General features: G+C 41.0%; 16 protein-coding genes. All 16 read left to right on the top strand.

The window, feature by feature from the left end; genetic code table 11:
• Positions 1–81: 81 nt before the first annotated feature.
• Positions 82–1,038, top strand: a complete 957-nt coding sequence (locus tag QE450_RS12915; protein ID WP_273613155.1) for an AAA family ATPase — start codon at positions 82–84, stop codon at positions 1,036–1,038.
• A gap of 2 nt (positions 1,039–1,040) precedes the next feature.
• Positions 1,041–2,306, top strand: coding sequence for a DUF58 domain-containing protein (locus QE450_RS12910; protein ID WP_307299618.1), 1,266 nt, complete (start codon positions 1,041–1,043; stop codon positions 2,304–2,306).
• On the top strand, positions 2,303–3,193 hold the full coding sequence (locus QE450_RS12905) for a hypothetical protein (protein WP_307299617.1): 891 nt from the start codon (positions 2,303–2,305) through the stop codon (positions 3,191–3,193). The genes QE450_RS12910 and QE450_RS12905 overlap by 4 nt, the downstream gene beginning before the upstream one ends.
• A gap of 25 nt (positions 3,194–3,218) precedes the next feature.
• The gene (locus QE450_RS12900; protein WP_307299616.1) at positions 3,219–4,520 is read left to right on the top strand and encodes a DUF4129 domain-containing transglutaminase family protein; all 1,302 of its coding nucleotides are present in this window, start codon (positions 3,219–3,221) and stop codon (positions 4,518–4,520) included.
• A 150-nt stretch (positions 4,521–4,670) separates the two neighbouring features.
• Positions 4,671–5,198, top strand: a complete 528-nt coding sequence (locus QE450_RS12895) for a YqeG family HAD IIIA-type phosphatase (protein WP_273613152.1) — start codon at positions 4,671–4,673, stop codon at positions 5,196–5,198.
• Positions 5,195–6,322, top strand: coding sequence for a ribosome biogenesis GTPase YqeH (gene yqeH / locus QE450_RS12890; RefSeq protein ID WP_301262854.1), 1,128 nt, complete (start codon positions 5,195–5,197; stop codon positions 6,320–6,322). Before QE450_RS12895 ends, yqeH begins: the two co-directional genes overlap by 4 nt.
• A 36-nt stretch (positions 6,323–6,358) precedes the next feature.
• Positions 6,359–7,234 carry a shikimate dehydrogenase gene (aroE, locus tag QE450_RS12885; RefSeq protein ID WP_301262855.1) on the top strand — a complete coding sequence of 292 codons (876 nt, stop codon included), beginning with the start codon at positions 6,359–6,361 and terminating at the stop codon, positions 7,232–7,234.
• Between the two features lie 18 nt (positions 7,235–7,252).
• On the top strand, positions 7,253–7,549 hold the full coding sequence (gene yhbY, locus QE450_RS12880; RefSeq protein ID WP_069329869.1) for a ribosome assembly RNA-binding protein YhbY: 297 nt from the start codon (positions 7,253–7,255) through the stop codon (positions 7,547–7,549).
• 43 nt (positions 7,550–7,592) lie between these two features.
• Entirely contained in the window at positions 7,593–8,186 is a 594-nt protein-coding gene (gene nadD, locus QE450_RS12875) for a nicotinate-nucleotide adenylyltransferase (RefSeq protein WP_273613149.1), read from the top strand.
• Positions 8,167–8,751 (top strand): bis(5'-nucleosyl)-tetraphosphatase (symmetrical) YqeK, encoded by a 585-nt coding sequence (gene yqeK / locus QE450_RS12870; RefSeq protein ID WP_273613148.1) that lies wholly within the window; start codon positions 8,167–8,169, stop codon positions 8,749–8,751. Before nadD ends, yqeK begins: the two co-directional genes overlap by 20 nt.
• Entirely contained in the window at positions 8,751–9,098 is a 348-nt protein-coding gene (gene rsfS / locus QE450_RS12865) for a ribosome silencing factor (protein ID WP_069329867.1), read from the top strand. The genes yqeK and rsfS overlap by 1 nt, the downstream gene beginning before the upstream one ends.
• Entirely contained in the window at positions 9,095–10,018 is a 924-nt protein-coding gene (locus tag QE450_RS12860) for a CvfB family protein (protein ID WP_274172212.1), read from the top strand. The genes rsfS and QE450_RS12860 overlap by 4 nt, the downstream gene beginning before the upstream one ends.
• Before the next feature lie 50 nt (positions 10,019–10,068).
• Positions 10,069–10,863, top strand: coding sequence for a class I SAM-dependent DNA methyltransferase (locus QE450_RS12855; protein WP_273613146.1), 795 nt, complete (start codon positions 10,069–10,071; stop codon positions 10,861–10,863).
• A 94-nt stretch (positions 10,864–10,957) separates the two neighbouring features.
• Positions 10,958–12,055: a GGDEF domain-containing protein gene (locus QE450_RS12850; RefSeq protein WP_307299615.1), complete on the top strand. Its 1,098-nt coding sequence runs from the start codon at positions 10,958–10,960 to the stop codon at positions 12,053–12,055.
• Between the two features lie 70 nt (positions 12,056–12,125).
• Positions 12,126–13,562, top strand: a complete 1,437-nt coding sequence (locus QE450_RS12845; RefSeq protein WP_307299614.1) for a glycoside hydrolase family 1 protein — start codon at positions 12,126–12,128, stop codon at positions 13,560–13,562.
• Between the two features lie 148 nt (positions 13,563–13,710).
• Positions 13,711–14,688 carry a LacI family DNA-binding transcriptional regulator gene (locus QE450_RS12840; protein ID WP_307299613.1) on the top strand — a complete coding sequence of 326 codons (978 nt, stop codon included), beginning with the start codon at positions 13,711–13,713 and terminating at the stop codon, positions 14,686–14,688.
• Positions 14,689–14,709: the final 21 nt, after the last annotated feature.

Raw genomic sequence — 14,709 nt, 5'->3', positions numbered from 1 at the left:
TTATATACGCATTTTTCACAAAGTTAGAGTCATTACATCATAATATAACAATATGAACCAGAAGCAGGAGGTTTTATATATATGTCGGCACGCAAAGAATCGATGCAAGTTATTGCAGCTGTAAGATCCAATCTAGAATCATGTATATTAGGCAAATCATTTGAAATAGAGCTGTTACTTACCGCTTTGCTTGCTGGAGGACATGTTCTGATTGAGGATGTTCCAGGAACAGGTAAAACGCAAATGATCAAAGCACTCGCTAAATCAATGAGTGGACAATATCGCCGTATTCAGTGTAATCCAGATATTTTACCAAGTGATATCACAGGCGTTTCTATTTTCCATCCCCGGGATGAGCAGTTTTATTTCCGTCCAGGTCCGGTGATGACGAATATTTTGCTTGCCGATGAAATTAATCGGGCAACGACCAAAACACAATCCGCTTTATTAGAAGTTATGGAAGAGCGCAGTGTAACAGTAGATGGAGAGACTCATCCATTGCCACATCCATTTATGTTATGTGCAACACAGAATCCGATTGATTTTGAAGGAACATATATGTTGCCTGAAGCTCAATTGGATCGCTTTATGATGAAAATTACATTGGGTTATCCGGATGAGCAGACAGAGCGTAATTTACTTCGTCATGGTGCTGCTGGACAACCTGTAGATCGCTTAGAACCGGTAACAGATATGCAGCATATCGCTGATATTCAGCAGGAGATTCGCAATGTTCATTTAGATGAATCGGTTAGCGATTATCTGGTCAGTGTTATCCGTCATACACGTGAACACGCCTCGGTGTTGCTTGGCGCGAGTCCACGGGCAACGTTGTCCTTTATGATGGCTGTCAAAGCCTATGCTTTTATACAGAATCGTGATTATGTACTGCCTGATGATGTCAAAAAGTTAGCACCTTATGTGATTCCACACCGTATTCTTCCACGTCCAGAAGCTCGTATGGAGCGTATGAGTTCTGAACGAATTGTAGCGCAGATTTTGGAGCAAATTCATGCTCCTGTATCTATGGGACAATAAGTATGAGAGCCTTATTTTCATACTTGCGTCTGAATTTGCAGTGGAAACGCCAACCATCCAAATTATGGTTGGTGTTTATGGTATGGATTGGATGTTTGTTTTATGTGCTTTTTCAAGGTGGCAAAACATCAGTCATGTTATTTGTTATGGTTTCTTTATTATCGCTATATTTAATTGGTGGTGGTTTTCGAGGAGTCGGACGCGCACATGGTCAGCGTCATTTGTCGACAGCAGGAGATCAGGGAGAAATGATTCTTGCTGGTGATCAGGTACAGGTGCGTCTGGATGTGACGATTCCGGGATTTTTACCATTACCATATGTTATTATTCGCGAAACGCTCAAGCGTCATAATGGAGAATCATGGTCTTTTGAAGAAAGCCTGATTCCGAGTATGCGAGGCAAAGGAGAGCTGTTATTTCAGACTCCTCCGCTGGAACGAGGACGTTATCGCTTTTATGGTACCGAATGTATCAGTGAAGATATTTTTGGATTGATTGAAAATAAAGGGCAGTTCACAGCGCCCGGTGAATTTTTGGTGTTGCCACGGATCGCTTTTATCCCGAACTGGCAAATGGGATCACGTTATTCCAGACTGGGCGGACAACAGACTTCGCAATTAATGTCACGACCGGAAACGAACCAGATCAACGGGGTACGTGATTATGTATATGGAGATCGAATTTCGCGTATTCACTGGTCAGCGACTGCACGTACAGGCAACTGGAAATCGAAAGAATTTGAACATGAATCGTTACCCAAAACCGTCTTAGTGCTTGATGCAATAGCTGATCATTATGAATCGGATGCTGCTTTTGAATTAGCAGTATCGACAACAGCATCTATGCTTGATTATGGGGTGCGGGAACGAATGGGAATGGGGTTATTTACGACCGGACAGAACAAAGGTGTATTTTTGCCATCAGATCATATAGCAGAACGTCAGCGAATGCGTCTGCATCTAGTAGATGTAGTGGCAGATGGCAAAGGTCGCTTGCTTGATCAACTGGAAGATCATGCGCGTATGTTTCCAGCAGGAACTTTATTTATTCTGATTACGCCGTTGATGAATGAGAAAGTGTGGGAGATTTTTCAATTTGCTCGTATTCGTCAGATGACACCACTTCAATTTTTAATTCATCCTTCTATAGAAAAAAATAAAGAAGCAGTGATTAACTGGTCACAGTCTGCTCATGCACGCGGTGTATCCTGTTATCCTATTTCTTCATTAGAGCAATTGCCAGCTGCGTTGGGAGGTGGAGCGATTTGAAAAAATGGTGGAATGGTATAAGTCGCTCTTGGTACTATTCATTATCTTTAGTATGGGTTTTTATTATTGCACTGCAATGGATTAATTATGCAGATGGAGTCTGGTATCAAGAAACGACTCCATTGGTATTGGCAACGATGGCGGTTGTAGCGATTATTGATATTTTAATCCCGCTCAAAATCATATATCGACTAATTATCAAATTATTTGCTGTATTAGGTACAGTCTATTATGTGCTTGATCATTACGGTTTTTATAGCTGGCAAGAAGGTTCGTTAACAGACAATGTAGAGACATTTGTAGATACTGTTTCCCCGTATCTGTGGTTTATATTATCTGCATGGGTATTGATCGAAGTCTCTGCACGAATCGGTTCATCACGCCGAGCAATTATTATGTTTGTCGGTACGAATATTGCGGCTTTATCTATTTTAGATTCTTTTACCACGTCCATGATGTGGGAAGAAGTAGCATGGGTTGTATTTGCAGGGATGGGCTGGCTGGTCAGTAATCATTTTCGTTATTTTCAGCAACGATTCCCCAAAGGATGGAAACATCTACGTCGATATCCGCTCAAAATTATTTTTAATATCGCCGTAATTTTCTCGATCATTTTACTGGTAGGGGTCAATGTACCGGAAGTCCAACCTACGCTCAAAGATCCGTATACGGCATGGAAAAACTGGCGCGGAGAAGCAGTGATTACGGTCAACGGCTCTAACCCGTTAAATGGACAAGGAGCTTCTTCAGGATACAGTCGCGAAGATTCCAATCTGGGTGGCGGATTTAATTTTGACTATACGCCGGTAATGACAGTCAGCACTACCAGCCGTAGTTATTTGGCGCGGAGAAACGCGTACCGTCTATTCAGGAGAAGGTTGGATTGATCGCTCTAGCAATGGTTGGAGTGAATTGCAGTCGGTAGAAGCAGGTAGTGAACTTCCGCTGGATGAATCTTCAGATGTTGAAAAGAAAACCGTGAAGCAACAGGTGAAAATGTTGTCTGAAGATAATGTAACCTATCCTGTATTATTCGGTGCTTATACGATAGGCAGAGTTACCGATGTGGATGGTGGTTCAGATACATCACAATTGGACTGGCGCAGTAACCCCGGTGAAATTCACTGGAGTCCTACCCGTCAGAATCGTAAATTTCCAGAATCGTATTCACTCGTTTCCAGAGTGCCGATTATACCTGTCAAAGAACTGGAAAAGAAAACCTTCAATCAATTATATGCAGACAAATCGCTAGACCAGTATCTTCAAGTGCCTTCTGAATTGCCAGATCGTGTACGCAATCTAGCCAAAGAAGTAACAGCTTCTGGAGATACACCTTATGAAAAAGTAGAATTATTGCAACAGTATTTGCAAAATAACTTTGCTTATACTAATAATCCAGATTTATCAAAGAAAAAAAGTCGTGATTTTGTAGATAGCTTTTTATTTGAAGTCAAAGAAGGATATTGTGATTATTATTCTACAGCGATGGTCATGATGGCACGTTCATTAGATATTCCTGCACGCTGGGTTAAAGGGTATGCTCCCGGACAAGCTTCCGGTTATGTCACTAGCGACTATTTCCCGGATGGAGCTACAGAATACACAGTCACTAATGCAGATGCACATTCATGGGCAGAAATTTATTTTGCCGATTATGGATGGGTACCGATCGAAGCAACACCAGGATTCGATATGCCGATGGTGACAGAAACAGTACAGACTCCGTCCGATGATACTCCAACACCTGAGCCAGAGGAAGAAGAACAAACACCAGAAGAAGAGGAGACAGCTACTCCTGTGCAAGATAACGAGCCTGCTGTACCTACTTCTGTCATCTGGATTGCTAGCAGTGTAATACTTGCGTGGGCAGCGGTAATGATTATTCGTTATCGTCGTGAACTAAGCTTTATGATTATGCGTATGCGTCAAGGCGAAGCTTTGACACCACAGCAAAAAATTATGGCTGAATCCAAACGCTGGTTAGCATGGATGAAACGTCATGGCATGGATCGTCGTTCATATGAAACATTGCGTGAATCGGTAAGTAGGTGGGAAGAGGTACGCCCTGATCTGGCAGCACAATTAACACCTTTACTTGAATTGTTTGAAAAAGCGAAATACAGTCCAGATCAGATTACAGAGGAAGAGTGGACCTCTATGCAACATCATCTGCAAAACTTGCGAAAAAGATGGCGCAAAAGGGCTACAAAGTAGTATAATGGTGGATGGCTGAATGATTGTTCAAAACGTTGGACAAACTATTGATAGATCCTACAAAAAAACGCCGCTGATGCGGCGTTTATTTTTGTCAGATAGGTTACACTTATGATATAGTTTGTCGTATGAAACCGAGGTGAATAAAGCTTGTTTGAGATGCTCGTACCCAAGTTGCGCGTGAATACTGTATTTGATATTGATCTAGAAGCAATGTATGCCAAAGGTTATCGTGGAATCATTACAGATTTAGACAACACACTCGTTGGTGCCAAAGCGCCAAATGCGACACCGGAATTGATTGAATGGTTTGCTAAAGTAAAAAAATACGGCTTCGAGCTGATTATCGTCTCGAATAACAATATGAGCAGGGTATCCTTATTTGCTACACCACTGGATATCAAATTTGTGCATGCGGCACGCAAGCCGTCTAATGCACCATTTCGCAAAGCAATGACGCTGATGAAATGGAGCGAAGAACAGACTATTGTTATCGGTGACCAATTGTTAACAGATGTATATGGTGGCAACAGACTCGGTTTATTTACGATTCTAGTATTGCCTATCGCTGCTGCTGATGAAGGTTGGAGAACCAAAGTTAACCGTAAGGTCGAACGGTTTGCCAGAAAACGACTGCGTAGAAAAGGACTATGGTCCGAGGAGGAAAACAATAAATGACAGAACAAAGCGGTCTTACCGCTGGTGCGAAATGTAGTGGATGCGGTATTACACTACAGATGGACGCGCCTGAATTACCAGGATATTTACCAGCACAAGCACTAGAAAGAACACCTCTAGTCTGCCAGCGCTGTTTCCGTATCCGCAATTATAATGAATCGTCGACAGTAACGGTAGATCAGAGCGAATTCTTGCGATTGCTCAGTGAAGTGGGCACAAAAGATGCACTGGTAATCCATATTGTCGACTTGTTCGATTTTCAGGGTAGCGTTATTTCAGGATTGCAACGTTTTGTAGGCAATAATCCTGTGATTTTAGCTGTGAACAAAATTGATTTGTTGCCGAAAGTCACCAATTGGAACAAATTGCGTAACTGGGTACAAAAAGAAGCGAAAGAAATCGGGCTCAAAACCGAAGAAATCATTCTTTGTAGTGCCAAGCAAAATACCGGATTTGAGCGTATTCTTGAAGTTGTAGGTGAGATGCGTGGAAATCGTGATGTGTATGTAGTTGGAGCGACCAATGTAGGGAAATCTACACTGATCAACCGTCTAATTTCGGATTATAGTGATCTGGAAGAAGAGCTAACTACTTCTCGTTATCCGGGTACAACGTTAGACACTGTGAATATTCCTTTAGATGATGGACATTTTATTATTGATACACCGGGAATAGTGTACGAATCTCGTTATACGGAACTCGTAACCAAGCAGGATTTGGCTGCGATTATGCCAGACAAACCGCTTAAACCGATGGTATACCAATTAAATGAAGGTCAGACACTCTTTTTCGGAGCGATGGCACGATTCGATTACCTTGAAGGTGGTCGTCAATCATTTACTTGCTTCATTAATAACGGTCTCAAAATTCATCGTACCAAATTGGAACGTGCAGATGACTTATTTGCAGATCATGCAGGAGTAATGCTTGCACCTCCAACCAAAGAACATTTAGCAGACTTGCCAGAATGGACACGTCATGAATTCCGTGTTCCTCGCGGCTCACAATACGATCTATTTATTTCAGGCTTGGGTTGGATCAAAGTGAACGGCAATACAGGCGCATTAGCTGCTATTCATTTACCTAAAGGTGTCAAAGTAATGATGCGTCCATCATTGATTTAATGTAAGCCTATCTTAATTCACAGGAGGAACTATACAATGACAGACCGGAAAACAAATTTATCTCATCATACGCTTTTGTTAGGTGTTATGGGAGATCCTATCGGGCATTCCAAATCACCAGCTATGCATAATATTGCGTTGGAAGCATCAGGTATTCCGGGGATGTATGTTCCTTTACATGTGAAGCCAGAGCATCTTGCTGAAGCTGTAGCAGGTACCAAAGCGCTAGGCTTTAGCGGATTCAATGTCACGATTCCTCATAAAGTAGAAATGATGAAATTGATGGATGAACTGGATGAATCAGCGATATGCTGTGGCGCTGTTAATACAGTGGTTATCAAAGATGGCAAATTAAAAGGATATAACACCGATGGTATCGGTTATGTCCGATCTCTAAAAGAAGAATTAAATAGTGAGTTATCGGGTAAACATATTACGATTCTAGGTGCAGGTGGTGCTGCGCGTGGAGTAGTATATGCTTTGTTGCGAGAAGAACCAGCAAGTGTAACGATTATTAATCGTACAGTGGATAAAGCTGAACAACTAGCTCAAGAGTTCAGTCATGACACTTTACAAGTACAAAGTGGTAGCTACGATACACTCGATAAAGTTCTTCCGCAGACCGATATACTTATTAATACAACCTCGATCGGTATGTCACCGAATAGTGATGAGACACCACTAGAACAGCGTCAAATTCCAGAAGGAATTGTCGTTAGCGATCTGATCTATAATCCGTTAGAAACGCGTTTGTTGCGTGAAGCTAAAAGTCGTGGTTGTACGGTAGTCGGTGGATTAGGTATGTTTGTTTATCAAGGAGCTTATGCTTATGAGTATTGGACAGGGGAACCTGCGCCTATATCTGTGATGCGTAGTGCTTTACTAGAAGCGATGAATCATCAAAAAGAATAGGTATTGAAGGAGAAATATATGTTAACAGGAAAACAAAAACGCTTTTTGCGTTCACAAGCTCATCATTTAGATGCGATTTTTCAAATCGGTAAAGGCGGTATGAATGACGGGATTGTTCGTCATGTACTGGATGCGATTGAAACGCGCGAATTGATGAAAATTTCAGTATTAAACAACTGTCTGGAAGAACCAAAAGATTTGGCAGAAGAATTAGCAAAAAGTACTAAATCCGAGTTGGTTCAAGTGATTGGACGTACAATCATTTTGTACAAAGAATCCAAAGACCACAAACAAATTGAATTACCAAAAGCGTAATTGATCTTATTTTTATTATAAAATCGTATTCGGTGGTGTATTCATGAAAGTCGGTATTATGGGTGGAACATTCGATCCTGTGCATATCGGTCATATGTTAGCAGCAGAAGCAGCGCTTCAAGGTTGTACGTTAGATGAAGTCTGGTTTATGCCGTCACATATTCCGCCGCATAAGCACGAAGCGGGAGCTGGAGGAGACGAACGTCTTCAGATGGTGGAGCTTGCAGTAGGAACGAATCCTGCTTTTCGTACATTGGATATAGAGCTTGTCCGCGGAGGCGTATCCTACACAATTGATACGATTCGCGAATTACGAGCAAGGTATACAGAGCATGAATTCTTTTTTATTATCGGTGCAGATATGGTGAACTTTTTAACACAATGGCATGGGATTGAAGAACTGGCGCAGGTGCTTACATTTATCGGTGTAGGTCGCCCGGGTTCGGTCATTCGTAAAGAAGATTTACCGGATTATTTGCAGGAAAAAGTAGTGCTGGTGAATATGCCACAAGTTGATATTTCATCTACAGATATCCGTGAACGTCTAGCAGCAGGAAAATCTGTTCGTTATATGGTACATGATCTAGTGAATGAATATATACAAAGGAGCGGTATCTATGAACCTGACACGCGATGAGTTGAAGGCATCTGTATCCGCTCAAATGCCACAAAAACGCTGGAAGCATACCGAAGGTGTAATGCAATCAGCAATTGTACTTGCTAAGCGATATGGCGCTGATCCGGTCAAAGCAGAGATTGCTGCGATTTTGCATGATGTAGCGAAATATTGGAGCACTGAACGTCAAGAACAAGTATTACGCGAACAAGCGTTAAATGATGAACTATTATTGTATGACAAGCCGTTATGGCATGCTGAAGTGGGAGCATATACGGCACAGACAGAATACGGTGTGGACGATGAAGAAATATTGAATGCGATTCGTTATCATACCTCTGGACGTGTTGGTATGACTGTGTTGGAGAAAGTAATTTGTTTGGCTGATTATATAGAACCTGGACGTGATTTTCCAGGAGTAGATCATATTCGCAGTCTAGCTGAGCATAGTCTTGAAGCTGGATTGGTAGCTGGATTTGATTCGACGATTCATTTATTGCTGGCTAGACGACAAGTTATTTTTCCGTTAACGGTTTTATCTCGCAACGATTTGGTCAAACAGCTAGAACTCGAGGGGGAACTTTAATGAAATTGAATCCTGAACAATTATTGCAACTTGCTGTAGAAGCAGCTGAAAGTAAAAAAGCAAGCAATCTGGTAGCACTAGATTTACGTGGTGTATCCATGATCGCTGATTATTTTGTAATCTGTCATGGTAACTCGGATACACAAGTACAAGCGATTGCAAGTGAAATCCGTAAAGTAATGCATGATGCCAAAGCAGAGATTCGTGGTATGGAAGGCGTGAATGCAGCTCGTTGGGTACTAATGGATCTTGGCGATGTAGTCGTGCATATTTTCCATCGTGATGAGCGTGAATACTATAATATCGAGCGTCTGTGGTCAGATGCTAAAGTGATGGAGAACGTATGAGTTTTGAATCCGGTACAGTATTAACGCTTGAATTGGTGCGTGAAGTATCGCCGTATGGTTTTTTTCTATCCGATGGAGAAAACGATGTATTGCTTCATTACAGTGAAATCACCAAAAAAATCAAAATAGGCGATCATATCGAAGTCTTTATTTTCCATGATACCGAAGACCGTCTAGCAGCAACGATGAAAAAGCCATTTTTGACACTAGGTGGAATGGCAAAGCTAACTGTAGCTGATCTACATCCACGTCTAGGAGCTTTTCTTGAAATGGGACTAGGTCGTCAGTTGTTATTACCTCTGAGCGAAATGCCTGAACTCAAAGAACTTCGTCCGCAAGTAGGCGATGAAGTCTATGTGATGATGGAGCATGATCGTCAAGGTCGTCTACGTGCCAAATTAGCAGGTGAACTTGAATTTATGGAGCATACTTTTCACGCTCCTGAATCATGGGTGAACCTGTGGTTAGATGCACAAGTCTATCGTCCGTTACAAATGGGAACATTTGTGATTGTAGAAGGCGGGGTGCTTGGATTTGGAGCATTGGGTATGATTCATCAGAGCGAGCGCAGTCGTATGCTTCGTCTTGGTGAAAAAGTCAATGTACGTGTAACACAAGTTCGTGAAGATGGACGTGTGAATCTATCGATGATTCCTCGTAAAGAAGTGGGCCGTGATCAAGATGCAGAGCGCTTACTTGCTTTCTTGCAAGAACGTCCTGATGGAGCTATGCCGTATTCAGATACAACTACACCTGATATTATCAAACAACGATTTGGCATTAGTAAGTCTGCGTTCAAGCGTGCACTTGGTAAATTGATGCGTGAAGGTATTGTAGAGCAGAAAGAAAACTGGACGATGCTAGTTAAGCCAGCAGATTCTTCTGAACCATCTTCATCTGAAGAAGAAAAGCAATCCTAAAGACTAGCCGTTAGTAGTATGAATTGATCATTCTGTAATCGATATTGCAGATGTACGGAAGGACGGTTAGCGTATTGTCGTACCGGAAATTTGCTTATGTATATGATGAATTAATGGCAGATATGCCTTACCCGGATTGGCTACGCTTTGTGCGTGAAGTCTGGGATAAATATGGTATGCCTCGTACAGTGGCAGAACTTGGATGTGGAACCGGTAGTATTACGATTCCGCTTGTGAATGCAGGTTTCCAAGTGACAGGAATAGATCTATCATCAGATATGTTATCTGTAGCGAAAGACAAGCTAGAATCGACTCCACAAGGACATCGCCTTTTTCAAAACGGTAGTGTGAACTGGGTGTGTCAAAATATGACGCACTGGATGTTGCCTGAACCGGTCGATAGCGTAATTTCGTTTTGCGATTGTTTGAACTATTTAACAGAACCCGAGTATATCGTTGATACGTTTCAATCGACATACAAAGGGCTCAAATCAGGCGGTACATTTGTTTTTGATGTCCACCATCCGCGGACATTACGCCGTTATGATGAAGAGCAACCCTTTATGTTAGATGAGCGTTCTGTTTCGTATTTATGGACATGTGAATATGATCAAGTTCGTACCGAGATTGAGCATCATTTGACGATTTTTGCCCGTACAGGTGAAGAACGTCATGCGCTGTATGAACGTTTTGAAGAAACTCATGTTCAGCGTTCTTATGATCCAGAATGGTTGAAAACAGAATTAATCAAAGCCGGTTTTCGAGATGTGCATTGTTATGCTGATTTTGAATGGGTAGAAGCTGGTGAAGATGCTGCTAGATTATTCTTTGTAGCGATTAAATAATATGATATGATTTAATAGAAGCTCCCAGTATAGGGAGCTTTTTTTGATATAATAATCTATACTGCTTTGCAAATTCACAGATGAGGATTTTGAGATGCTGACTATTATTCAATCGCTTCTGAACAACCTTACATTTCTAACAACTACACTCTTTTTTGGTAATTTAATATTAAAATGGCTGAGTAAACGAATCAATATCCAGTCATTGTATGTCAAATTGCTATCCGGTGTTATTGCGGGAATAATTGGAATTTTATTGACTAAATATTTCTCTTTTCGTTTGTCACCTATGATAGTACTGGATCTTCGTCAGGTGGCTATTATATTGTCGTTTTACTTTGGTGGAGCATTAAGTAGTTTGATCACGGCTGTGATTATTGGAGTGTATCGCTTATTTTTAATAGACCCTATCAATTTTAGTTCATTTATCGGATTTTTTAATGCGATCTTTACGTTTGTGATTACAGGACTATTTATGAGAAAAGGCAAAGAGCTGGCGTTATCTTACTGGCTACGCATGATGATCGGGATTTTGTGTGTATATGCTTTATCTGTGATTTCTGTACTAGGGGAACACTCCTTTTTTCCGATTATAGTCTTTGCAGCATTTTATATTCCCGGGGTATTGTTTGTTTATTATTTACTTCGTTATATGAAACGTACCGATGATGCATTGTTATTAATGCGTGAAGCAGCCAATCTTGATTTTTTGACAGGGCTTCATAATCCGCGTGCATTTGAAAAAATGTTTGAACAAAAAACGATAAATTTGATGCATTATCCACAACCTTTTGGTTTGCTCCTTTTAGATATTGATCATTTTAAAGATGTTAATGATACGTATGGACATTTAAATGGAGATACGGTATTGATTCAAATAGCTCAATTGTTAAAAGAGGCTATGCGTTCTAATGATCACTGTGCTCGTAAAGGCGGAGAAGAATTTGCTGCGATTTTAAATGACTGTGGAATCGAAAAAACGTTAAAAATAGCAGAATCGATTCGTAAAAAGATCGAAGCTCATGATTTTCAATTAGACGATGGACAAATGATTCATATTACGATATCGATCGGTGTGAGTTGTTATCCGCAGGATCAGCCTGAAAACATGTTTGAACAAGCAGATCAAGCATTGTATATAGCCAAGTCGGCTGGACGGAATCAGGTACAATTAGCTAAGCCACTATCATAAACAAAGCTTGATCTGAAATGCATTTCATACTTTATCATAAAAGCATCATCAGCTTGAAGGAGGAGTATAAATGCATCACGAACAGAAAAAAGCGTTCCCGACTGATTTTCTATGGGGATCAGCTTCGGCAGCATATCAAGTAGAAGGTGCTTGGGACGAAGATGGTAAAGGACCTTCGATGTGGGATTCATTTACCAAAATCCCGGGCAAAACGTTCAAAGGTACCAATGGAGATGTAGCTGTAGATCATTATCATCGTTACAAAGAAGATATTGCTCTAATGGCGCAACAAGGTCTTAAGGCATACCGCTTTTCGATTAGCTGGCCACGTATTTATCCACAGGGTAAAGGTGAAGTCAATGAAGCAGGCTTGGTCTTTTATGATCAATTAATTGATGAATTGTTGGCTAATCAGATCGAACCAGTATTAACGTTATATCACTGGGATGCTCCACAAGCGCTCGCAGATGAATATGGAGCTTGGGAATCCAGAGAAATGATCGAAGATTTCAATCAATACTGTATTACATTGTATAAACGGTATGGAGATCGAGTAAAATACTGGGTATCTCTTAATGAGCAAAATTACAATTCTAACCATGCGTTTATTACAGCGATGCATCCACCGGGTGTGCATGATCGCAAACGTTTTTATGAAGCCAATCATATTGCTTTTCTAGCTAATGCCAAAGCGATTGAATCTTTCCGTCACTATGTCCCGAATGGTAAAATTGGCCCTAGCTTTGCTTATTCTCCTTCTTATCCGGCTAGTAGTCAGCCTCGTGATATGCTGGCGTATGAGAATGCCGAAGAATTTCAAAATAACTGGTGGCTGGATACGTATTGTCTGGGTCATTATCCACAGGTAGCACTTCGTTATCTGGAAGAGCACGGTCTGGCTCCAACATTTGAAAAAGGTGATATCGAATTATTAACTAAAGGGATTCCTGATTTTGTCGGTGTTAATTATTATCAGACGATTACGTATGAATTTAATCCGATTGATGGTGTCGCTGAAGGCAAAATGAATACTACCGGACAAAAAGGAAGTAATGAAGATACGGGAAGACCAGGTCTATACAAAACAACGCCTAATACTCATTTAGAAACGTCAAATTGGGACTGGGCGATCGATCCAATCGGCTTGCGAATTGGATTACGTCGTATTACGAGCCGTTATGGACTGCCTGTCTTTATTACCGAAAATGGATTAGGCGAATTCGATAAGCTAGAAGCTGATGGAAGTATCCAAGATGATTATCGCATCGATTATCTACGTTCTCATTTGGAACAATGTCGTGAAGCGATTGCTGACGGTGTAGATCTAATTGGTTATTGCAGTTGGTCATTTACCGATTTGTTAAGCTGGTTGAATGGCTATCAGAAACGTTATGGGTTCGTCTATATCAATCGTGACGAAGATAGCGAAAAAGATATGCGCCGTATTCCGAAGAAAAGCTATTACTGGTATCAGCAAGTAATTGAAAGTAACGGAGAACAGTTATAATTTAATAATGATATGTATAATGTATAACAACCGCCTTGTCTTGGATAGAATGTTCAAGAAAACAGGCGGTTGTTTATCGTTGGTCTTATTTTTGAGCTATGATAGAAGTAATTGTGTAAGATTTATGATGACAAGAAAGGAGTCACTTATGGTCAATATTAAGCAAATCGCCCAGCAAGCAGGAGTCTCGGTGTCTACCGTATCTAGAGTGCTCAATAATCATCCTTATGTTAGAGCAGATAAACGAGAACGGGTACAGCAGGTCATTGAGCAAAATAGCTACACCCCTAATTCACAAGCTATTAATCTGATTCGTGGCAAAACCAAAACGGTTGGTTTGATTTTACCATTTAGTCATCATCCGTATTATCACGCCATTATTGCAGGTGTGATGGAAAAAGCTTATCAATATGGTTATCATGTATTGCTATGTCAGACTTCGTATAATCCAGATCAAGAACGAGAATATCTACATATGCTCAGTACAAGACAGGTAGATGGAGTTATTGCATGTTCACGTGTATTACCATGGGCAGAATTACAATCATACAGTGATTCAGGGCCGATCGTTGTCTGCGAATATACAGAAGAATCCAATCTATCGGCTGTATATACCGATCATTATGGAGCTTTTTGTAGCGGAATTCAGTATTTATTAGATCGTGGGTATACTCGTATCGGTTATTGTATCGGTCGCAAAACAAGTGCAAGCAGTCAGGAGCGATTTCGTGCATACCAAAATACACTCCATGCCGCAGGGCTTGAAGTGTATCAGGAGTGGATTTTTCCAGATTGTATCCATATGAGTGATGGTGAACAGATTGCCAAGCGGATTGCGACTATGGAGTCACCTCCGTCTGCGTTAATTGTAACAGGGGATGAAGCCGCCGCAGGTGTTATGTTAGGCGCACGTCAATATGGATTGCGTATTCCTGAGCAGTTAGCAATTATCGGGTATGATAATCAACCGATCTCTGCCGGATTACAACTCACTACAATCGATCAGAATTTACAAGAAATCGGCAGACAAGCGTTTTCTTTATTTTATGAACGTAGCCTTGATACTACTATCATGCCAGTCAAGCGACAGATTCCTTATACATTAATCGAACGCCATAGTGTGTGAAGTGAACGATTATTGGATAAA

Origin of the sequence: Paenibacillus sp. SORGH_AS_0306, from assembly GCF_030819345.1 — a bacterium.
Lineage (GTDB): Bacteria > Bacillota > Bacilli > Paenibacillales > Paenibacillaceae > Saccharibacillus > Saccharibacillus kyungheensis.
The sequence above is the reverse complement of the archived record's forward strand: the minus strand, read 5'-3'. Positions and strand labels throughout refer to the sequence as shown.